Raw genomic sequence first — 20,256 nt, 5'->3', positions numbered from 1 at the left:
TAACGGGTTCTCAAAAAAGAGCGCTTCGGTGCTCTTTTTTTTTCTGTGTTGGAACATGCAAATACCTGTCCGTTTACGCCAGAGTTTTCCCGTAGCGGCCGTTCATCTGGCCCTGGGCGCGCTGATCGCGTGCATGATTGCGTTCGTTATTTTCTGGATTTGGTACCCCTATCCCTACGACGAATTTTCCGGTGGCCGCAATCTGTTCTTGCTGCTCATCGGGGTCGATCTGGTGTGCGGGCCTGTGTTGACATTGTTGCTCTACACCAAGAGCAAATCCACAAAATTGCTGTTGATTGACCTGACTCTGATACTAGTGATCCAGATAGGCGCCATGGTGTACGGCGTCACGGCAGTCTGGCAAGCTCGGCCGGTGTACTTGGTTGCAGAAATTGATCGCCTCAAGGTGGTGACGCAGGCCGATATCAACGGTCTTGACCAGGCGACCCTCGCGGCACTGCCCGAGGAGCTGCGCACAAGCATCTGGCACCGGCCCCTGGTGGTGGGAATTCGTGACCCCGAAAGTGTGGAAGAGAAAAACAAGGTCATGTTCGAATCTGTCCAGGGAGGCCGGGATTATGCAGAGCGGCCTGAGTTTTATATTGCCTACGCTGAGCCAAGTGCCAAAAGATCTTTGGAAAAAGGCAGAGTGTTAACCCATTTTGGGAAAAAATACCCCAACTTGCAACCAGGCTTGGAGCAATATGCTGTTTCCAAGAGAAGAAGTTTGGATAAAATAAAATTTTTGCCGGTGATTGCCAGGCAGGATTGGATAGCCATTCTGGATGAAAAAGGCTATGTCGATATGTTCATGAAGGGCGATGGATTCTGATGAAAAATTTGGATGTCGACAGCACAATTCAGCTGCTCAAGCGATGGATGGGGCTTATTGTCCCGGCGGTAATATTTATCGAGCTGTCGCACTATTTTCTTATCGGAAGTTTTAAAGTGTTTGGGCGGTATCTGGCTGCGGAAACGTGGCTCGATCTCGTTTTTCAAATCGCTATATTGACAATTCTTCCTGCGCTGTTCGTCCTGATTTCGGGGGCGCTGCGGGTCGGTGCCAGGATATTGACTGGGCTGGCTCTTGCAGGCGCCGCATTCTCCATCTATCTGGTTTTCATTGGTGTCAATGCAAAATGGATTGATATCTTCATGAGTGCGGGTGTGCCATTGGGCGTTGCATTGACTGGCGCTGCGGCCTACGGATACCTGCGAAAAGGCAGCAGTACACACTGGCAGCGGCTATTTTTTGCAATATTTGGTCTCAATCTGCTGCTGGGCATCGGGGTGGCTTCTTTCCTGGAGATAACGCCCGCGCTTTTCCCTGGAACTTACGATTATCCTATTCACCACATCGATGGGGCATTTGGCCATCCCGCGAACCAGCTGACATCCGCATTGGCGCAGGGTCCGGAATTCCTGAGGAGTTTGCTGACTTTTATCTACGATCTATTGGGATGGGTCTTCTTGCCTTTGATTGCTTTGGTGGTTCGAGAGGGCAAGGCCGATGCCTTGAATGCTTGGCGCGTCTACATTCTTGCGCTGGGCATCGCCATGTTTTGCTATGCGTTCGTTCCACTCAGTGGCCCGCTGTATGCATTTGGACCCAAGCTCTTTCCCGACCACATGGAAGGGCTTGCCAACATACCTACCGTCGTCACGGCGATTCAGCCCGCCATGCGCAATGGGATGCCTTCTATGCATTTCACCAGTGCGGTAACGATTGCATTCCTCTGCGCAGCCCTGAAGAACAAGGTGTATTTTTATGCCGCGCTTCTGTTTGTTGTCGGCACCCTGTTCGCCACCATGGGGTTCGGAGAGCACTACCTGCTGGACCTCGTCGTTGCGCTGCCATATTCCGTGGTGTTGACGGTTTTGTTGATCGCCCCGAAGAAATACAAAGACCAGGGTTCTTGGGCGCGCCTAGCGCTGTATGCCGCTGGGCTGACGTTTATCGGCTGGATGCTGCTCATCAAATTCCAGAGTTCCATACTGATGGCAAACCTGAACTTTGTCCGGGGATTTGCGCTGTGGAGCGTTCTTGTATTTCTTGCCGTCGCGGTAGCGTACCTTAAATCCGTATGGCGCTTGGATGCCTCCACACCTTCCCCGGTGCCAGATGATCAGCGCGTCTTGAGCATCTTGCCTTCGGATCTGAAAGGTAACTATTGGATCATTGGGGTATTCGTTGCCTCCGGGGTAGCAGGCCTGATCTACGAGGTGGTTTTCGCCAAAGCGCTGGCGGTGACCTTCGGTGCAAGCTCATTGGCGACCAATACGGTACTGGCCACCTACATGGGCGGCATGGCACTGGGCGCGTGGAGTGGATCTCGCATGGCCGAGCGCAGCTCCAATCCGTTGCGTTTGTATGCATTGTGCGAGGCATTTATCGGCATATACGCACTTTTGACGCCTACCTTCTTTCAATTTATTCAAAAGATCTACATCGATTTGGCATGGGATCGGCCCGCGGATGCGCCGGAACTGACCGCATTGCGGCTCACGTTGGGGGCGATGGTATTGGGCCCTGCCACACTGGCGATGGGTGCAACTTTTCCCATCATGTTTGCGCGATTGCGCCAACTGGGTATCGCCTCGGAACGAGCGATTGCGCCTCTTTATGCCGCCAATGTGGTAGGTGCGGCATTTGGCGCCATGTTCGCGGGCTATGCCTTGATTCCTGCTGTAGGGAAGAACAGTGCAACATTCGTCGCTGCCCTGCTCAGCCTCTTGATTGCCTTGTATGCCATCGAGAAAAACAAAACCCAGCAGATCGTGGTTGCTGCAGGGCCCGCGGTGGAAGCAGCACCCAAGACAACAAAAACATTGCCTGTTTCGTCACTGGTAGGCCTGACTGCGGTTTTTATTCTGGCTTTGGGCGGGGCCGTGACCATGGGCTTGGAAGTCATTTTCATGCACATGCTGGCCGTGGTTGCCGGCAACAGTGTCTATGCCTTTGGCCTCATGCTGGCCACGTTTCTTCTGGGGCTGGGGCTGGGGTCGGCGGTGGGTGAAAAGCTGATGGGCTTTCTCAGTCGCCAACATGTCGTGATTGCTGCCCAATGCGGGCTGGCGATTGTCATCGTTGTTTCATCATTGCAATGGAATGCGCTAGCCGAGTATTTTTCCTATTTTGGTACGTACTCATCGCTCGGCATTCACATCAATTTCGGGGGCCGAGAGTTGATTCGCGCGCTGGTTTGTGCCGTAGCCATGATTCCATCGGCCTTCTTCATTGGAATGAGCTACCCCGCGTGCATGAGCCTTGCGACGGACTGGCTGGGCCGGGGTGGAAAAGAAGTCACGGGCCTGGGAAAGGCCAGTGGCATCAACACGCTGGGAAATATATCCGGCGTGCTGGTGGCTGGGTTTTGGCTGCTGCCTGCGCTGGGATCGCGAAACTCACTTCTGGTGCTCACGTTGATGGCCCTAGGGGCTGCCGTTGCCATGATGTGCGCAAACACGTGGACGGCCAAGGGCGATGCGATCCGACCTCTGCTGCGCTTCGGCGGCTGGGTTCCCATGGCCTTTGCGGCATCGTTTCTTTTGCTGTTTCCCTCCAAATGGGATTTGGACAAGTTGTCTGAAGGGTCGAATGTGTACTTTTTCCCCCAGAAATGGGGAACGGTTATTGACCACGCGGAAAGTACCGAGGGTGGGTTGACAACGGTGAACAAAGGGCCCAATGGGCTGCTGACGCTGCTGACTAACGGAAAATTCCAAGGCAATAATGCGGAAAAAGGGGAAATGGTTGCCCAGAAATCATTTGCCTTGCTTCCGTTGCTTCACACGGGAAGTCGCAACACAGCCTTGGTGATCGGCTACGGGACCGGTATGACGCCGCGTGTTGTGCATGAGCATGGATTCAAGTCTCTGGACATCGCGGAACTGTCCGAGGATATGGTGCGTCTTGCAGATCGGCATTTTGAAAACATCAACCATGGCGTGACATCCAAGCCAGGAGTCTCGACTTATTTTACGGATGGTCGGAATTTCTTGCTGACACAATCCAAGAAGTACGACCTGATCAGCATTGAGATTTCATCGATATGGTTTGCCGGTGCTGCCAACTTGTACAACAAGGAATTTTACGAACTGGTAGCAAAGCGCCTTGAGGGCGACGGGGTGTTGCAGCAGTGGATACAGCTGCATCACATGCAGCCATTGGATTTCATCTACGCATTGCAATCCTTGCGCTCGTCATTTCGCTATGTATGGTTCTACGTGAGTGGTGGCCAGGGTATTGTCATTGCATCCAACAGTCCGAATGCCCAATCAAGTGACACATACAAGGCCGCTTTGAAAAGCAACCTACAGGACAACTCGATTAGCGTGGAGGATTTGGAGAGAAGCCTAGTCGCAGAGCCTCTTCAGGTGGATGCCATGCTATCGAGTCTGGATCCCAGCATGCGCTCGCTTTTATCAACGGACAATAATCTGTACCTTGAATATGCCACGCCCAAGGGAAATGCGGTCAACTACGATACGGCGCCGATGATCCTGAGGCTCTTGACCGCCAAGTATCCTGCTCCATAACAGCCGTGAAATTGCGTGGGCGAGCTTGGAATGAATGTTGCATAAGAATCAAAACTATTGGGAAGGAGCCAAAAATGGCATTCCGTGTCCGGCAAACAGGCTTCACGTTGATCGAGTTGATGATCGTGGTTGCGATCATCGGTATCTTGGCTGCGATCGCGCTGCCCGCGTACCAAGACTACACAGTGCGTGCCAAGGTGTCTGAAGTTCTCATCGCATCAGCGCCCAGCAAGGAACTGCTGAACGAGGCCTTTCAGGCCAACGGAATAGCTGGCTTGGATGCGGCGGCCGCTGCGTTCAACGCTGTTCCAGCATCGCAACGATCAAGCAAATATCTGTCTAGCATTCAAATTGTCGGCGGAGCTACGCCGTGGCCCATTGAGCTCACAATTGCTGCCAATTCTGGCAACGGCATTCCCACTACACTGAATGCAACGACAATAAGACTGTCACCCAATGTGCAAGGGGCTACGCCTGCCGCATCTGCCAGCGGGCCCATGGACTGGGCATGCACCAGTGTGAGCGATGCAACATCTGCAGCGCGTGGGCTGGCGAATAGAACGCTGGGGACTCTTCCCGCCAAATTTGCCCCTGCGGAGTGCCGCTGATAGCTCTCGAAGGAAGTTGGCCTCGGAGGCGAAGACAGCGGCCTGCGGCTCCGCGTGCCATTGGCAATTCGAGGACTGGGTGTGAGGATTCAATAGGTTGTATCCGTTGTTCATCCGGATTGGGTTTGAGAGACTGGAAGTCGCCAAGCACCCAATCAACTCAGAACAACCAACCGAATGAACACTCATAGGCATGCCTGACTTACGCTTGTCCGTCAGGGGTGAGGTTGCTCTGGCCGATGCATCCTCCAGGCCCGCTAGCTCGCCCCGTGCCATCGAATCCATCCAAGGCCTTGCTGATCCTGGAGCTGTGCATGGCCCGCGTGCTGGTCAGGCCGACTTGTCCAGTCTGAGCGATCTGGTATCTGCCGAGCCGGTGGTGCGGTACGAACACGAGGCGCCAGGCGATCTCCTGCACATCGACACCAAGAAGCTCAGTGTCGTCATCAGGCCAAGGCGGTGCATTTTCTGCGCACTGCGGCGGCCTACTGCGCGGGGTTGGGCACCACCAACCATCAAGCGGCTGCTGACGGACAACGGGGGCGGCGTTTCGCTCGCGCGAGTGTGCAGCTGCCTGTACAGCTTTGGCAATCCGGCACAATTTCACGCGGGCCTACCGGCCCCAGGCCAATGGCAAAGCAGAGCGATTTATCCAATTGGCGCTGCGCGAGTGGGTCTATGGGTGGAGCTACCAGAACTTAGCTGAGCGAACGGTGAGCTTGACAAGTTGGCAGCATCAATACAACTGTCGGCCGCACAGTGGTATTGGCGGTCTGGTGCCAATGGCCAAACTCGATTCAACAGGAAACAACCTGTTGACTCTTCACAACTACAGCTTCAGACTCTCAAAGTCTGATTTACCGCCTTTTTTGTCAATCACGCGGATTCCCTCTACCACCATTCCCCGATCCACCGCCTTGCACATGTCGTAAATCGTCATCAACGCGATCTGCACGGCCGTCAGCGCTTCCATCTCCACACCCGTTGGGCCCACGGTCTCCACCGTGGCCGTGCAGGCGATCCCGATCGCACCGGTATGCCGCACGCCAGCCACCTCAAACTCCACCGCCACCCTTGTCAGCGCCAGTGGATGGCACAGTGGAATCAGATCACTCGTCTTCTTCGCGGCCTGGATGCCAGCAATCCGTGCGATGCCCAGCACGTCGCCTTTCTTCGCGGTGCCGGCCTCGATGATGGCCAGCGTGGCTGGCTGCATCTCGATGCGGCCAGTGGCGATGGCGACGCGGTGGGTCGCGGGTTTGGCGCCCACGTCCACCATGTGGGCCTGGCCCTGGGCGTCGAAATGGGTAAGGGTTGGCGGGGTGGTGGGGTCGGGCTTGGACATGGGAAGCTGGTTGCTGGGGCGGCTATGGCGGGGGGCTGGCAATTTCTTGGTAACCAGTTGAATCGCCGGGGAAACACTGGAGTGTCAGGGCATCATACGGTCCATGCGGAAAATCCCAAGCAGGGCGGCTCTCCCCGACATCAACCACCGGAGGCACACGCGCGCGGTGCTAGCACCCCTGGTGCTCGCCCTGGCCAGCGCGGCCGTTCTGGTTTTTCTTCCGGTGCGCCTGGCGCATGCGCAGCTGCCCACCCTGGGCGACGGCAGCGAGCTGACCACCAGCGGCGAGCGGCGCCTGGGCGACCGCATCATCCGCGAGCTGTACCGCGACCCCGATTACATCGACGATGCCGTGCTCTCCGAGTACGTCCAGGGTCTGTGGCTGCCGCTCATGGACGCCGCGCGCAAGCGCGGGGAGCTCTCGCCGGAGCTGGACGAGCGCTTTGCCTGGGAGATCCTGCTCGGGCGTGACCGCACGGTGAATGCCTTTGCTTTGCCGGGCGGCTACCTGGGCGTGCACCTGGGGCTCATCGGCGTGGTGACTTCGCGCGACGAGCTGGCATCGGTGCTGGCGCACGAGCTCAGCCACGTCACCCAGCGCCATATCTCGCGGCTGATCGCGCAGCAGAGCAAGCAGACGCCCCTGCTGCTGGGCGCCATGATCCTCGGGGCCCTGGCGGCGAGCAAGAACCCGGGTGCGGCGCAGGCCATGGTGGTGGGCGGCCAGGCGCTGGCCATGCAGAACCAGCTCAACTTTTCTCGCGACATGGAGCGCGAGGCCGACCGCATCGGCTATGGCCTCATGGAGCCCGCAGGCTTCGCACCGCAGGGTTTTGTCAGCATGTTCGACAAGCTGCAGCAGGCCAACCGCATCAACGACAACGGCAGCTGGCCCTACCTGCGCAGCCACCCGCTGACCACCCAGCGCATGGCCGACATGCAGTCGCGGCTGCCGCCCGGCAAGGCACAGCAGCCCGGCCCTGCCTCCACGCAGGAACATGCCATGGCCTCCGCGCGGGCGCGGGTGCTCTCCAACCCGGGGGTGGACACCCTGCGCCAGTGGATCGCCGAGCCGGGCAGCACCGGCTTTGCCAGCCAGAGCGGGCCGCGCAAGGCCGCCATCCTCTATGCGTCGGCCCTGGGCAGCAGCCAGTTGCGTGATGCCAAGGCGGCGCGCACGACCTGGGCGCTGCTGGAGGCGCAGGTGCGTGGCGACATGCCGGCCCAGCGGCTGGTGCAGCTGCTCAAGGCAGAAATCGAATTCGCCGCCGGCGAGGCCGACGCGGCGCTGGCCGCGCTGCCCGCCGGGGCCAGCGACCACCGGCCGGAGTTGCTGCTGCGCGCCCGCGCGCTGCTCAAGGCCGGGCGCTCGGGCGAGGTGATCGGTGCGCTGCAGACCTGGATCGCCAACCACCCGCGGGATGCCACCGTATGGCAGTTGCTGGCCACGGTGTGGCAGGCCAACGGCCAGCCGCTGCGCGCTGTTCGCGCCGAGGCCGAAGCCCACGCCACGCGCTACGACTATGCCGCGGCGGTGGACCGTTTCAAGGCCGGGCAGGACCTGGCCCGGCGCAGCGGGGCATCGGCGGACCACTTCGAGGCATCCATCATCGACACCCGGCTCAAGGCGGTGGAGTCACTTCTTCGTGAACAGACCGCCGAGCGCTGATTCGATCACCACGCCCAGCACCGAATAGATCAGCGAGCCGATCAGCGCGGCGGCAAAGCCGGTGACCTGGAAGCCGTCGAGCACGCTGGCGGCCGCCCAGAACATGAGCGCGTTGATGACAAAAAGGAACAGCCCGACCGTCACGATGGTCACGGGCAAGGTCAGCACCACGAGGATGGGACGCAGGACCACATTGAACAGGCCGATCACGAAGGCCGCGATCAGCGCCGACGGAAAGCTCTGCACCACCACACCGCTGTAGACATAGGCCACGAACAGCAGCGATGCAGCGCTGAGCAGCCATTTCAGAAGAAGTCGGATCATGGCCACAGGATAGCACTGGCCTGTGGCAACAGGAGGGGCACCGGCGGGCCGGCCCCCGTGCCTTGCCAGCGGTGTATTTACTCGGTGCCCAGCACCATCAGCAGGCCCACGCTGGCAAACAGGCTGCTCAGCGTGCCTGGCAGCGACCAGCGTCCGCCGGCCGGCACCGTGGCGCCGGTATCGGGGGCCGCCACATCCAGCTTGGGGCGGCGCGCATCCACCACCTGGGCCTTGGTGCTGCCCATGTCGGCCTGCAGCTTGTCCGTCAATTCCGGCAGCGGGCCCTTGGCCAGCACCGTGGTGACCTGGTCGGGGTGGACCCTGAGGCTGGGCACCACCTGGGCGAACAGCTTGTCGGCCCACTTGGCGCGCCAGTTCTCGCGCGCGCTGTGGCTCACCCACTTGCTGATGCGATGGGTCATGCGTGGCGCGCACGCCACCAGCACCCAGTGCGTATTGCCTGCCGAACCACGCGCAAACAGGGGCGCGAGGATCTGCTGCGCATGGGCTGCGTCGTCCACGTACACGATGACTTTGTCCATTTGGGTAGCTCCCTTGTCCGTGGCTGCCAACGGGGCGCTCGGCGAGCGCCCCGCGGTCAGCCCACGGGGTCATTGAAAATCGCTCAACCGTGTTCCACGGGGGTCGCGGGGGCACGGCGTGCCAGGATCATCTTGCCCAGCGCCAGCACCAGCAGGGCACCTGCCACGCTCGCACCATAGCGGATCACGTCGGTCTGCGGGATCTTGAGCATCCACTGCCACTTGTCAGGATTGGAGAACACCGGGTCGGTCACCAGCATGCCGCCGGCAATCCAGCCCAGCAGCATGCCACCCAGCGTGATGATGAACGGGAAGCGCTCCATCAGCTTGATGACCAGCTGGCTACCCCAGACGATGATCGGAATCGAGATCAGGAGACCCAGCACCACCAGCAGGAACTGGTGCTCGCCCGCGTTCTGTGCGGCGCCAGCGATGGCGATCACGTTGTCCACGCTCATCACCAGGTCGGCCACGATGATGGTCTTGATGGCGGCCAGCAGCTTGTCGCTGCCTGCCACTTCGCCATGGCCGTCCTCATCGGGGGCCAGCAGCTTGACGCCGATCCACACCAGCAGGATCGCGCCCACGAACTTGAGGAAGGGCAGCGCCAGCAAGGTCATCGCAAAGGCGATCAGGATCACGCGCAGAACGATGGCGCCGGCCGTGCCCCAGATGATGCCCTTGGTACGCTGGGCGGGGGGCAGCTTGCGGCAGGCCAGGGCAATGACCACCGCATTGTCGCCACCCAGCAGGATGTCGATGATGATGATCTGTCCCAGCGCGAGCCAGAATTCGGGCGAAGCCAAAAAGTCCATAAATTCCTCAATATCAGTGGGCAAAAGGAGGGCTTGGCGCCAATGTAGCGCCAAGTCCACCTGGGGGATAGAGGGCCTGCGGTCGGAGGATCAAGGGCTCGCCCGCGTTGCGCGGGTGGTTCGAAAATCGGGAAGGCAGCCTTGATCAGCCCACAGAAGGGCCCATCAAAGGTCTTGCTCGATCCAGCGCCCTGTTTGCGCGCTGGACCCGGACTGCCGGAAGCGATGCTTCGTACTGACGACAGGCCGATGCCACACGCGGGCAGTGCCCCTGCAGGGCGCGCTGTACATGCGTGGCGGGAGCTACTCCCCTTCGAAGCCGCAATTGGACCATCGCCCGGCCCTGAACGCAAGCCCCGCGGAGCGCGCAGAGCGCCTATCCAAGGGATAACGAGCACATGCAGCGGTGCATTTCAACATGCCGTTTTTTGCCTTTGCGGTGTGACAAAACCGTGACTATCATGTGTTTCGCCATGCACCTGCGCCTTGCCCGCAGGCCGCATTCCCCTCCTGCTCTTCACTGGACCGAGGACCTGTACCCCATGACCATTTCCACCACCGGGCGCCGCTGGCAGCTCGCCCTGCTCAGTGCCACTGCCGTGGCTGCACTGCTTGCTGCCTGCGGAGGCAGTGACGACACCCCCGTCGCCGAGCCCGTGGAGCAGTACGTACCGCCCGAGCCGCCCTCGGGCTACACGCCCAAGACCATCGCCTATGCCAACAAGGACATGGTCGCCGCGGCCAACCCGCTGGCCGTGCAGGCCGGTACGGCCATCCTGGCCAAGGGCGGCAGTGCCATCGACGCGGCCATTGCCGTGCAGCTGGTGCTCAACCTTGTGGAGCCGCAATCCTCGGGCATTGGCGGCGGTGCCTTCATGCTGCATTTCGACAAGGGGGCCAACCGGCTGCTGGCCTATGACGGCCGCGAGACCGCGCCCCTGGCCGCCACGCCCAACCTGTTCATCGGTGCCGATGGCAACCCGCTGGCTTTCCTGACTGCCGTGGACGGTGGCCTGTCGGTCGGCACACCCGGCGTCTTGCGCATGCTCGAAGCCGCACACAAGGCGCACGGCAAACTGCCCTGGAAGGACCTGTTCGATCCCGCCATCAAGCTCAGCGAAGACGGCTTTGCGATCTCCGAGCGCATGAGCGTTTCCATCGCCGGCTCGGCCGCGCGCATCAAGGCCCAGGGCGAGCCCGGGGCCAGCTACTTCCTGCGGGCCGACGGCACGGCCAAGCCCACCGGCACCCTGCTCAAGAACCCCGAACTGGCTGCGACGCTGCGCACCATTGCCGCCGGCGGCGCGGATGCGTTCTACAAGGGCGCCATCGCGGCCGACATCGTGGCCAAGGTCACGGGCCACCCGACGAACCCCGGCAAACTCGCGCTGGCCGACCTGAACAACTACACCGCCAAGGTGCGCGAGCCCGTGTGCGGCGTGTACCGCACCAAGTACCGTGTCTGCGGCATGCCGGCACCGAGCTCGGGCGGCATCGCCGTGCTGCAGACCCTGGGCATGCTCGAAAGCTTCGACCTCGCGGCGATGAAGCCCAATACGCTCGACTCCGTGCACGTGGTCTCCGAGGCCTACCGCCTGGCCTATGCTGACCGCGCCCTGTATGTGGCCGACCCCGACTTCGTGGCCGTGCCCCAGGCCGGCCTGGTCAATGCCGACTACCTCAAGGGCCGTGCGCGCCTGATCGACATGCAGCGCAGCATCGGCACGCCGGTGGCCGGCACGCCACCCGGCGTGGTCGCCGCACGCGGGGCCGACAGCTCGCTGAACCTGCCCTCGACCACCCACCTGTCCATCGTCGATGCCTCGGGCAACGCCGTATCGATGACCACCACCATCGAGAACGGCTTCGGCAGCCTGCAGATGGTGCGCGGCTTCCTCTTGAACAACCAGCTCACCGACTTCTCGTTCACCGCCACCGACGCGGCCGGCAAGGCCATCGCCAACAGCGTGCAGCCCGGCAAGCGGCCACGCAGCTCCATGGCGCCGACCATCATCTTCAACGCCGCCACCGGCGACTTCGAAGGGGCCATCGGCTCGCCCGGCGGCAGCGCCATCATCCAGTACACCGCCAAGAGCATCCTGGGCATGACCGACTGGGGGTTGAACGTGCAGCAGGCCATCAACCTGCCCAACTTCGGCGCGCAGACCAATGCCACCACCTCGATCGAGAAGGGCTCGGTCATCGACACGGCCGCCATCCGCGACGGCCTCAGGGCGCGCGGCCATACCGTGGCGCAGACCGACACCTTCGCCAGCGGCCTGCACGGCGTGACGTTCAACGGCGTGCGCGCCAACGGCAGCGCCGGCCTGCTCTCGCGCAACCCCGCAGCGGGTACTTACGCCGGGGGCGCCGATCCGCGCCGTGAAGGCATCGCGCTGGGCAACAACTGAGTAACCCCCTTGCCCGCATGCCGGGCAATGCCGGTTATCCTCCGGGCCCCCGCCGGGCAGAAGCTGGCGGGGGCCATTTTTTCGCCATGCCCTCTTCCCGCATCCACATCACTGACATCGAGGCCGCCATCAACCACTGGCGCCAGCGCTTGCCCTCGCCCGATGGCTTCACCCTGGCGCCTGCCACCCGCGCCCTGGCCAAGGTGTATGCGCTGATGGTCTACCGGCACGCGGACGAGATCGATGAAGCGGATTTCCCCGAGGAGGCGCTGGCGGCCTGGCAGGGCTGGTACGAGACCACGCCCGACACCCCGTGCATCGCCATCTGCTCCACCAGCCAGGGCGACGACCAGTGCAAGGGCTGCGGTCGCAGTTTCGACGAAGTGCAGCACTGGCTCGCCTACACCCCTGCCGAGAAGCGCAGCGTGTGGCGCCGCATCACGCTCGAGCATTCGGCATGGCGCTTCAACCGCTATGCCGAGCGGGCCGCAGAAGGACCATCCGCCGGACCACTGCAGGTGCCGGTGGCACAAGCCTGAGGTCCAGGCCGCCGGGGCCACTGTACGCCGCGCGCCCAAACCGGTATGGTGGGGCCATGCTGCGACTGACCCAGGCCCCCAACATCGCGATTGCCACGCTCTGGGCCGACATCCTGTGCGAGGCCGGCATGACCGCCTCGGTGCAGCGGCAGTACCTGGGCGCTGCAGCGGGCCACCTGCCGCCTGACCAGTGCCTGCCCGAGATCTGGCTCGAATACGACGAGCACGCCAGCCGCGCGCGCACCCTGCTCGACGATTTGCAAAACATTCCGCAGCGCCATTGGGTGTGCCGTTGCGGTGAAACGGTGGAGGGGGGCTTCGAGCAGTGCTGGCACTGCGGGGCCCTCATGCCGCTGGATTGACCGGACCCATCACGGCCGTCGGGCAGCAGCGGTGCCTGCAGTTTTTCAGCTGCGCTGGAGGCTTACTTCCAGCGCACCGGCTCCACGACCACGCTGCCCAGGTTGCTGCTCAGGGTGAGTGCGTTCTCCTGCACCGTGGCCTGCAGCTGCATGCTGCGCTCGGCCAGGGCCGCCAGGGCCTGCGAGGCCTCGGTCGGGATGCGCCAGACCTGCAGCTTCTCCAGGCGCGAGAGCTTGGTCTCGATGCCCTTCCACCAGATCTCGGCCGCGTGGTTGAAGCAGTACACGACCACGCTGTCGGCCTTGCTGCAGGCCTTGGTCAGCGGCTTGTCCTCGGGCTGGCCGACCTCGATCCAGACGCGCTTCCTGCCCGTGAAGTCGGTCAGCGAGGCGTCCGGATCGTCCGGGTCCGACAGTCCCGCGCCAAAGGCCAGCGTGCCGTCGCCGTTGCAGACGTCGTTGAGGTCGTGCGCATGGATGGCCAGCGCCGCCAGGCGCACCATCATGCGCTCATCGGTCTCGCTCGGGTGCCGTGCCAGCGTCAACGCGTGGTCCGCGTAGTAGCCGTGGTCGATGTCGGCGATCTGCAGATGCGCCTTGAAGATGGTGGATTTGATGGCCATGCGGTCTCACTGAACAACAATTGACCGCTGCCTTTGCCTGGGTGCAGGCAACAGAGGCCGTGAAAAAAAGGAAATCACCATGCGCCACAGAGCGCAGGTGATTGGGGTCGCGAGCGTGCCGGGCCTGGGGCCGTGCACGCGGCACAGCGGGCACGGCAGGCGCAGCAGAAAAAAGCGACTATGCCCGGCGGGCCAATGCGGCGGCCTTGCCGGTGTAGCTGCCCGGTGTCATGGCCAGCAGCCGGTCCTTCTCCTCCTGCGGGATCTCCAGCGAACGGATCAGCCCGTGCAGCGCCTCGGCCGTCACCGTCTTGCCGCGCGTGACTTCCTTGAGCTTCTCGTAGGCGCCCTGCACGCCAAAGCGGCGCATCACCGTCTGGATGGGCTCGGCCAGGACTTCCCAGGCGGCATCCAGGTCCTCGGCCAGGGCTTCTTCGTTGAGTTCGAGCTTGTTCAGGCCGGTCAGCAGCGAGGCATAGGCCAGGGCCGCATAGCCCAGGGCCACGCCCATGTTGCGCAGCACCGTGCTGTCGGTCAGGTCCCGCTGCCAGCGGCTGATCGGCAGCTTCTCCGACAGATGGCGCAGCAGCGCATTGGCCAGGCCCAGGTTGCCTTCGGCATTCTCGAAGTCGATGGGGTTGACCTTGTGCGGCATGGTGCTGGAGCCGATCTCGCCGGCCTTCAGGCGCTGCTTGAAGTAGCCCAGGCTCACATAGCCCCAGATGTCGCGCGACAGGTCGACGAGGATGGTGTTGGCACGCGCCACGGCATCGAACAGCTCGGCCATGTAGTCGTGCGGCTCGATCTGGATGCTGTAGGGCTGGAAGGTCAGGCCCAGGCCCAGGGGCTCGGGCGTCTCGATGACCTTCTTGCTGAAGGTTTCCCAGTCGAAGTCGGGCCAGGCCGACATGTGGGCGTTGTAGTTGCCCACGGCGCCGTTCATCTTGCCCAGGATCTTCACCGCCGCGATGCGGTCGCAGGCGGCCTGCAGGCGCACCACCACGTTGGCCATTTCCTTGCCCACCGTGGTGGGGCTCGCGGTCTGGCCGTGCGTGCGGCTGAGCATGGGCACGTCGGCATAGGCATGCGCCATCTCGCGCAGCTTGAGCACCACGCGGTCCAGGCCCGGCAGCACGACCTGGTCGCGGCCCGAACGCAGCTGCAGTGCGTGGCTGGTGTTGTTGATGTCTTCGCTGGTGCAGGCAAAGTGCACGAACTCGGCGGCCTTCTCCAGCTCGGGGCGCGCCTCGAACTTGCTCTTGATCCAGTACTCCACGGCCTTCACGTCGTGGTTGGTGGTCTTCTCGATGTCCTTGATGGCGGCCGAATCGGCCTCCGAGAAGTTCTTCACCAGGCCCAGCAGGTAGGCGCGCGCGCCCGTGGTCAGCGGCTTGAATTCGGCAAAGCCTGCGTCCGACAGCGCGATGAACCACGCCACTTCCACCTGCACGCGCCGGTGCATGTAGCCGTGCTCGCTCATGATCGGGCGCAGCGCTGCGAGTTTGTTGGAATAGCGGCCGTCGAGCGGCGACAGGGCGGTGATGGTGGACAGGCTCATGGACCCGGATTGTAGGCGCCACGCGCGGGAAAACCCCGATCCGGGCCATTGGAGGGCCGTCCGGCCGGTGACATCGGCCTGCCTCGACGGGCTGGATGCAAGTGTTGCAAATCCGCACCAAATGTGCACACACGCCGGCCGTTGGCCCGTGTGCGGGCGCCGCTCGGACCGTTGTCACCCATTTGCGGGGGCATGCCGGGCCGGTCCCCCGGGCGCCAGCCGATAGAATCGGTCGCGTACCCGTACCGTTGTCACGCATCCCGCGCACTGGAAGAAATCTCGCCATGAAATTGATCGGAGCCTCCGCCAGCCCTTATGTACGCAAGGTGCGCGTCGTCATGGCCGAGAAGAAGCTCGACTACCAGTTTGTGCAGGAAAACGTCTGGGCCGACGACACGACGATTGCCACCTCCAATCCGCTGGGCAAGGTGCCCTGCCTGGTGATGGAAGGCGGCGAAGCCGTCTTCGACTCGCGCGTGATCGTCGAGTACCTGGACACGCTGTCGCCTGTGGGCAAGCTCATCCCCAGCCAGGGCCGCGAGCGCGCCGAGGTCAAGACCTGGGAAGCCCTGGCCGATGGGGTGGTGGACGCCGCCATCCTGGCACGCCTGGAAGCCACCTGGGCCCACCGCAAGGACGGCGAGCGCAGCCAGGCCTGGATCGACCGCCAGATGCGCAAGGTCAACGACAGCCTCAAGTCCATGAGCCAGGGCCTGGGCGACAAGCCCTACTGCAGCGGCATCCACCTGAGCCTGTCGGACATCGCCGTGGGCTGTGCCCTGGGCTGGCTCGAGTTCCGCTTTCCCGAGATCGCCTGGCGCAGCGAATACCCCAACCTGGGCAAGCTGCTGGACAAGCTCATGCTGCGCCCGAGCTTCGCGGACACCAAGCCCGCCTGATCGCACTGGCAGGGCCGGCCCTTGCCGTATGCTTGGCGCATATGGACGAAACGGTTCAAAACACCCCGCCTTCCGCCGGTGACAGCCGCCCGGCGCGGCAGCGCGCTGCGCGCGAGGCCGCGGCCACGCCCGGTGCCGAGCGCGTGCGCGTGAACGACCCCGACCGCACCATGGCCAACATCTTGCAGGTGGCCACGGCCGAGTTCGCGGACAAGGGCCTGGCCGGCGCGCGCATCGACGAGATCGCGGCGCTCACCAGCACCAGCAAGCGCATGATCTACTACTATTTTGGTAGCAAGGAAGGCTTGTACGTGCGGGTGCTCGAAGAAGCCTACCGCCGCATCCGGCAGATCGAATCGGACCTGCACCTGGAAGACCTGGCGCCCGAGCAGGCCCTGCGCACCCTGGTCGGCTTCACCTTCGATTACCAGCTGGCCAACCCCGACTTCATCCGCCTGGTGATGAACGAGAACATGCACCGGGGCGAGTACATCAGCCGCTCCACGACCATCCAGGAGCTCAACATCCCGGTCATCCATGCGGTGCACAAGGTCTACCAGCGCGGCGTGGCCGCCGGGGTCTTTCGCCCCGACGTGGACCCGGTCGATCTGCACATGTCGATCTCGGCGCTGTGCTTCTTCAACGTCTCCAACCGCCACACCTTCGGCGCCATCTTCAAGCGCACGCTCGATGCGCCCGCCGCCATGGCCGAGCGCCGCGCATCCATCGTCGAGATGATCGTGCGCTTCCTGCGGCCGTAGCAGGTACATCCCCCTGAGTCGCTTCGCGCCTTCCCCCTTCTCTCGAATGGCTGCGCCATTCGGGAAGGGGGACACCGCCAGCGCGGCGGGGCGGCCCTTGCGCGGCGGTCACTGGTCTGTGGAGGGCGTGCCCTTCCTTTAGACATTGGTTGATCGACCCGGGAGTTCTCTCTGCGGAGTCGGGGTACAGGGTTTGCACCTAGATTAAATACTAACCAGTTCGTACAAAATTCATTCACAACGAACGAAGACGGAGACACACCATGTTTGCACTGGCCGATCGCGTGCTGCGGGGATACACCCGTGTGCTGGACGTGCTCTCGGGCATCTGCCTGGCCATCATGGTCGTGCTGGTGTTCGGCAACGTGGTGCTGCGCTATACCTTCAACTCGGGCATCACCGTGTCTGAGGAGCTCTCGCGCTGGCTCTTCGTCTGGTTGACCTTCATGGGCGCCGTGGTGGCGCTGCGCGAGCACGGCCACCTGGGCATGGATGCCTTTGTCTCGCGCCTGCCCGTCGCAGGCAAGAAGGCCTGCCTGGTGATCGCGCAACTGGCCATGCTCTACGTCTCGTGGCTGCTGCTGGCCGGCAGCTGGGCGCAGGTGCTGATCAATTGGGAGACCGAGGCACCGGTGACGGGCGCCTCGGTCGGCATCTTCTACGCCAGCGGCGTGCTCATGGGCGCCTCGGCCATCGTGATCCTGCTGCGCGACCTGCTGCGCACCTTGCTCGTGCCGCTGGCCGAGCATGAACTGATCATGGTGCAGGAGAGCGAGGAGATGGCCGCCTTCGAGCGCAGCAACCCCGGCCTCCAACCCCCTTCCGACAAAGCGGACGGCGATGGCCCTGCGAAGCACTCCTGAGCGCCTCTTCCCGAGAAACACACCATGACCGTCGCGATCTTCATCGGTTCCCTGCTGCTGGCCATGGCCATCGGCATTCCCATCGCCTATGCGCTCTTGATCAGCGGCGTTGCGCTGATGTGGCACCTCGACCTGTTCGACGCGCAGATCCTGGCGCAGAACGTGATCAACGGCGCCGACAGCTTCCCCCTGCTGGCCGTTCCCTTCTTCATGCTGGCCGGCGAGATCATGAACGTGGGCGGCCTGTCCAAGCGCATCGTCAAGCTGGCGCTGGCGCTGGTCGGCCACATCCCGGGTGGCCTGGGCTACGTGGTCATCATGGCCGCGGTGATCCTCTCCGCGGTCTCTGGCTCGGCCGTGGCCGACGCCGCCGCGCTGACCTCGCTGCTGCTGCCCATGATGGTGGCTGCGGGCCACGCCAAGGAGCGCTCGGCCGGCCTCATCGCCTCGGCCGGCGTCATCGGGCCCATCATCCCGCCGTCCATCGGCTTCGTGATCTTCGGGGTGGCGGCCAACGTCTCCATCAGCAAGCTGTTCCTGGCGGGCATCTTCCCGGGGCTGCTGCTTGCGGTCGCCATGGCCGCGACCTGGTGGTGGCTGGGCCGCACCGAAAAGGTCACGCCGCCACCGCGCGCCACGCGGGCCGAGCTGGGCACCGCACTGCGCGAGGCGGGCTGGGCCCTGGGCCTGCCGGTCATCATCCTGGTGGGCCTGCGCATGGGCGTGTTCACGCCCACCGAGGCCGCCGTGGTGGCCGCGGTGTACGCCCTGCTCATCTCCATGGTGGTCTACCGCGAGCTCAGCTGGCGCGAGCTGGCCGGCATTTTCCAGGCCGCAGCGCGCACCAGCGCCGTGATCATGTTCCTGGTGGCCGCCGCCATGGTGTCGGCCTGGCTCATCACGGTGGCCGACCTGCCGAGCAAGGTGATCGGCATGCTCGAGCCCTTCATGGGCAACCCCACCCTGCTGTTGGTGGCCATCATGGTGCTGGTGATGGTGATCGGCACCGCCATGGACATGACGCCCACCATCCTGATCATGACGCCGGTGCTGATGCCGGTGGTCAAGGCCGCCGGAATCGACCCCGTCTACTTCGGCGTGCTGTTCATCATCAACAACTCCATCGGCCTCATCACCCCGCCCGTGGGCACCGTGCTCAACGTGGTGGCAGGTGTCGGGCGCATCTCCATGGGCCAGGTCACGCGCGGCGTCATGCCCTTCATGCTGGCGCAGTTCGTGGTGATGTTCCTGCTGGTGATGTTCCCCGCGCTCGTCACCGTACCGCTGCGCTGGCTCGGTGGCTGATCCGCCCGCCCGTTGCTGCCGCACCCCCTTTTTCTGCCCGTCCTAAAACCAAGGAGACATCCATGAAACTCTTGAAGACCCTGCTTGCCACGGCCCTGGTCGCCGCATCGCTGCTGCCTGGCGCCCACGCGCAGGAGCGCACCATCAAGTTCGCCTTCCAGAACCAGAAGGAGCACCCCCAGGCCCAGGGCGCGCAGAAGTTCGCCGACCTCGTGGCGGCCAAGACCAATGGCCGCATTGCGGTCAAGCTCTTCCCGGGCGGCACGCTGGGCGGTGACCTGCAGACCGTCTCGGCACTGCAGGGCGGCACGGTGGAGATGACGGTGCTCAACGCCGGCATCCTGTCGGCCCAGGCCAAGGAGTTCGGCATCTACGACTTCCCCTTCCTGTTCGCCTCGCCGCAGGAGGCCGATGCCGTGACCGATGGCCCCTTCGGCAAGAAGCTGCTCGACAAGCTGCAGGCCAAGAACCTCGTGGGCCTGGGTTACTGGGAGCTGGGCTTTCGCAACCTGACCAACAGCAAGAAGCCGATCACCAAGGCCGAGGACATCGCCGGCCTCAAGATCCGCGTGATCCAGTCGCCGATCTACATCGACATGTTCAATGCCCTGGGCGCCAACGCCGTGCCCATGCCCTTCCCCGAGCTTTACACCGCCATGGAGCAAAAGGCGGTGGACGGCCAGGAGAACCCGTTCTCGACCATCCTCTCGTCGAAATTCGCCGAAGTGCAAAAGCACCTCACGGTCACGCGCCACATGTACAACCCCCAGGCCGTCATCGTCTCCAAGAAGTTCTGGGACAGCCTGAACCCGGCCGACCAGAAGGCCGTGACCGAGGCCATGGCCGAGGCCACCACCTTCCAGCGCAGTGTCTCGCGCTCGCAGGCCGACGTGGCGCTGGAGGAACTCAAGAAGGCCGGCATGCAGGTCACCGAATTCTCGCCCGCCGAGGTTGACAAACTGCGCGCCAAGGTCAAGCCCGTGGTCGAAAAGCACAGCGACAAGGTCGGTGCCGACACGGTGCAAGAGGTCTACGCCACGCTGGCCAAGCTGCGCGGCGGCAAGTGATCCCGCAACCCGCATGGCCCTGGCGC

The 20,256-nt window shown here is 62.9% G+C and carries 18 protein-coding genes and 1 pseudogene; 13 read left to right on the top strand and 6 right to left on the bottom strand.

Features of this window, described 5'->3' with window-relative positions; genetic code table 11:
• The first annotated feature begins 55 nt into the window (after window positions 1–55).
• The 4 genes and pseudogenes from AC07PA_RS01040 to AC07PA_RS01025 form a co-directional block, all read left to right on the top strand.
• Window positions 56–832 carry a pilus assembly protein gene (locus AC07PA_RS01040; protein ID WP_494603859.1) on the top strand — a complete coding sequence of 259 codons (777 nt, stop codon included), beginning with the start codon at window positions 56–58 and terminating at the stop codon, window positions 830–832.
• Window positions 832–4,539, top strand: coding sequence for a phosphatase PAP2 family protein (locus AC07PA_RS01035; protein WP_494603860.1), 3,708 nt, complete (start codon window positions 832–834; stop codon window positions 4,537–4,539). The genes AC07PA_RS01040 and AC07PA_RS01035 overlap by 1 nt, the downstream gene beginning before the upstream one ends.
• Before the next feature lie 74 nt (window positions 4,540–4,613).
• Window positions 4,614–5,147 carry a pilin gene (locus AC07PA_RS01030; protein WP_494603862.1) on the top strand — a complete coding sequence of 178 codons (534 nt, stop codon included), beginning with the start codon at window positions 4,614–4,616 and terminating at the stop codon, window positions 5,145–5,147.
• 220 nt (window positions 5,148–5,367) lie between these two features.
• Window positions 5,368–5,977: pseudogene (locus AC07PA_RS01025) on the top strand (integrase core domain-containing protein); the annotation flags it as partial.
• Here AC07PA_RS01025 and moaC read toward each other — a convergent pair.
• Window positions 5,977–6,492: a cyclic pyranopterin monophosphate synthase MoaC gene (gene moaC / locus AC07PA_RS01020; RefSeq protein WP_494603864.1), complete on the bottom strand. Its 516-nt coding sequence runs from the start codon at window positions 6,490–6,492 to the stop codon at window positions 5,977–5,979. The pseudogene AC07PA_RS01025 and the gene moaC overlap by 1 nt on opposite strands.
• A gap of 103 nt (window positions 6,493–6,595) precedes the next feature.
• On the opposite strand from moaC, the gene AC07PA_RS01015 reads away from it, so the two are divergent.
• The gene (locus AC07PA_RS01015; RefSeq protein WP_494603866.1) at window positions 6,596–8,161 is read left to right on the top strand and encodes a M48 family metalloprotease; all 1,566 of its coding nucleotides are present in this window, start codon (window positions 6,596–6,598) and stop codon (window positions 8,159–8,161) included.
• Here AC07PA_RS01015 and AC07PA_RS01010 read toward each other — a convergent pair.
• The 3 genes from AC07PA_RS01010 to AC07PA_RS01000 form a co-directional block, all read right to left on the bottom strand.
• Window positions 8,129–8,482 carry a phage holin family protein gene (locus AC07PA_RS01010; protein ID WP_035206311.1) on the bottom strand — a complete coding sequence of 118 codons (354 nt, stop codon included), beginning with the start codon at window positions 8,480–8,482 and terminating at the stop codon, window positions 8,129–8,131. The two genes, AC07PA_RS01015 and AC07PA_RS01010, sit on opposite strands and share 33 nt — an antisense overlap.
• A gap of 80 nt (window positions 8,483–8,562) precedes the next feature.
• The gene (locus tag AC07PA_RS01005) at window positions 8,563–9,027 is read right to left on the bottom strand and encodes a hypothetical protein (RefSeq protein ID WP_007860744.1); all 465 of its coding nucleotides are present in this window, start codon (window positions 9,025–9,027) and stop codon (window positions 8,563–8,565) included.
• A gap of 83 nt (window positions 9,028–9,110) precedes the next feature.
• Complete coding sequence (locus AC07PA_RS01000) at window positions 9,111–9,842, bottom strand: TerC family protein (RefSeq protein ID WP_494603868.1); 732 nt, start codon at window positions 9,840–9,842, stop codon at window positions 9,111–9,113.
• Between the two features lie 542 nt (window positions 9,843–10,384).
• On the opposite strand from AC07PA_RS01000, the gene ggt reads away from it, so the two are divergent.
• From ggt to AC07PA_RS00985, 3 genes are all read left to right on the top strand, one after another.
• On the top strand, window positions 10,385–12,253 hold the full coding sequence (gene ggt / locus AC07PA_RS00995) for a gamma-glutamyltransferase (protein WP_145693957.1): 1,869 nt from the start codon (window positions 10,385–10,387) through the stop codon (window positions 12,251–12,253).
• A gap of 86 nt (window positions 12,254–12,339) precedes the next feature.
• Window positions 12,340–12,792, top strand: a complete 453-nt coding sequence (locus AC07PA_RS00990) for a DUF3717 domain-containing protein (protein ID WP_145693955.1) — start codon at window positions 12,340–12,342, stop codon at window positions 12,790–12,792.
• Window positions 12,793–12,848: 56 nt separating this feature from the next.
• On the top strand, window positions 12,849–13,154 hold the full coding sequence (locus AC07PA_RS00985) for a hypothetical protein (protein ID WP_007860757.1): 306 nt from the start codon (window positions 12,849–12,851) through the stop codon (window positions 13,152–13,154).
• A 62-nt stretch (window positions 13,155–13,216) separates the two neighbouring features.
• Here AC07PA_RS00985 and AC07PA_RS00980 read toward each other — a convergent pair whose 3' ends face one another.
• Both AC07PA_RS00980 and purB read right to left on the bottom strand, forming a co-directional pair.
• Window positions 13,217–13,777 (bottom strand): YaeQ family protein, encoded by a 561-nt coding sequence (locus tag AC07PA_RS00980; protein ID WP_007860759.1) that lies wholly within the window; start codon window positions 13,775–13,777, stop codon window positions 13,217–13,219.
• A 178-nt stretch (window positions 13,778–13,955) separates the two neighbouring features.
• Entirely contained in the window at window positions 13,956–15,335 is a 1,380-nt protein-coding gene (purB, locus tag AC07PA_RS00975) for an adenylosuccinate lyase (protein WP_007860762.1), read from the bottom strand.
• 284 nt (window positions 15,336–15,619) lie between these two features.
• On the opposite strand from purB, the gene AC07PA_RS00970 reads away from it, so the two are divergent.
• The 5 genes from AC07PA_RS00970 (at window position 15,620) to AC07PA_RS00950 (ending at window position 20,230) form a co-directional block, all read left to right on the top strand.
• A complete protein-coding gene (locus AC07PA_RS00970) occupies window positions 15,620–16,234 on the top strand; it encodes a glutathione S-transferase N-terminal domain-containing protein (RefSeq protein ID WP_007860763.1) in 615 nt (204 codons plus the stop codon).
• Window positions 16,235–16,275: 41 nt separating this feature from the next.
• On the top strand, window positions 16,276–16,995 hold the full coding sequence (locus tag AC07PA_RS00965) for a TetR/AcrR family transcriptional regulator (protein WP_007860766.1): 720 nt from the start codon (window positions 16,276–16,278) through the stop codon (window positions 16,993–16,995).
• A 263-nt stretch (window positions 16,996–17,258) separates the two neighbouring features.
• Window positions 17,259–17,858 carry a TRAP transporter small permease gene (locus AC07PA_RS00960; protein ID WP_145693948.1) on the top strand — a complete coding sequence of 200 codons (600 nt, stop codon included), beginning with the start codon at window positions 17,259–17,261 and terminating at the stop codon, window positions 17,856–17,858.
• 24 nt (window positions 17,859–17,882) lie between these two features.
• Complete coding sequence (locus AC07PA_RS00955) at window positions 17,883–19,163, top strand: TRAP transporter large permease (RefSeq protein ID WP_007861501.1); 1,281 nt, start codon at window positions 17,883–17,885, stop codon at window positions 19,161–19,163.
• 62 nt (window positions 19,164–19,225) lie between these two features.
• Window positions 19,226–20,230, top strand: a complete 1,005-nt coding sequence (locus AC07PA_RS00950) for a TRAP transporter substrate-binding protein (RefSeq protein WP_145693946.1) — start codon at window positions 19,226–19,228, stop codon at window positions 20,228–20,230.
• Window positions 20,231–20,256: the final 26 nt, after the last annotated feature.

The organism is Acidovorax sp. GW821-FHT09B03 (genome assembly GCF_059418305.1).
This window is presented reverse-complemented; position numbering and strand designations above follow the sequence as displayed.

Bases quoted from the DNA above. Each gene is read 5' to 3' on its own strand.
- AC07PA_RS00950 (WP_145693946.1), top strand. From the start codon at position 19,226: ATGAAACTCTTGAAGACCCTGCTTGCCACGGCCCTGGTCGCCGCATCG.
- AC07PA_RS01000 (WP_494603868.1), bottom strand. From the start codon at position 9,842: ATGGACTTTTTGGCTTCGCCCGAATTCTGGCTCGCGCTGGGACAGATC.
- AC07PA_RS01030 (WP_494603862.1), top strand. From the start codon at position 4,614: ATGGCATTCCGTGTCCGGCAAACAGGCTTCACGTTGATCGAGTTGATG.
- ggt (WP_145693957.1), top strand. From the start codon at position 10,385: ATGACCATTTCCACCACCGGGCGCCGCTGGCAGCTCGCCCTGCTCAGT.
- AC07PA_RS00970 (WP_007860763.1), top strand. From the start codon at position 15,620: ATGAAATTGATCGGAGCCTCCGCCAGCCCTTATGTACGCAAGGTGCGC.
- AC07PA_RS00980 (WP_007860759.1), bottom strand. From the start codon at position 13,777: ATGGCCATCAAATCCACCATCTTCAAGGCGCATCTGCAGATCGCCGAC.
- AC07PA_RS00985 (WP_007860757.1), top strand. From the start codon at position 12,849: ATGCTGCGACTGACCCAGGCCCCCAACATCGCGATTGCCACGCTCTGG.
- AC07PA_RS01035 (WP_494603860.1), top strand. From the start codon at position 832: ATGAAAAATTTGGATGTCGACAGCACAATTCAGCTGCTCAAGCGATGG.
- AC07PA_RS01005 (WP_007860744.1), bottom strand. From the start codon at position 9,027: ATGGACAAAGTCATCGTGTACGTGGACGACGCAGCCCATGCGCAGCAG.
- purB (WP_007860762.1), bottom strand. From the start codon at position 15,335: ATGAGCCTGTCCACCATCACCGCCCTGTCGCCGCTCGACGGCCGCTAT.
- AC07PA_RS00965 (WP_007860766.1), top strand. From the start codon at position 16,276: ATGGACGAAACGGTTCAAAACACCCCGCCTTCCGCCGGTGACAGCCGC.
- AC07PA_RS01040 (WP_494603859.1), top strand. From the start codon at position 56: ATGCAAATACCTGTCCGTTTACGCCAGAGTTTTCCCGTAGCGGCCGTT.
- moaC (WP_494603864.1), bottom strand. From the start codon at position 6,492: ATGTCCAAGCCCGACCCCACCACCCCGCCAACCCTTACCCATTTCGAC.
- AC07PA_RS00960 (WP_145693948.1), top strand. From the start codon at position 17,259: ATGTTTGCACTGGCCGATCGCGTGCTGCGGGGATACACCCGTGTGCTG.
- AC07PA_RS00955 (WP_007861501.1), top strand. From the start codon at position 17,883: ATGACCGTCGCGATCTTCATCGGTTCCCTGCTGCTGGCCATGGCCATC.
- AC07PA_RS01015 (WP_494603866.1), top strand. From the start codon at position 6,596: ATGCGGAAAATCCCAAGCAGGGCGGCTCTCCCCGACATCAACCACCGG.
- AC07PA_RS00990 (WP_145693955.1), top strand. From the start codon at position 12,340: ATGCCCTCTTCCCGCATCCACATCACTGACATCGAGGCCGCCATCAAC.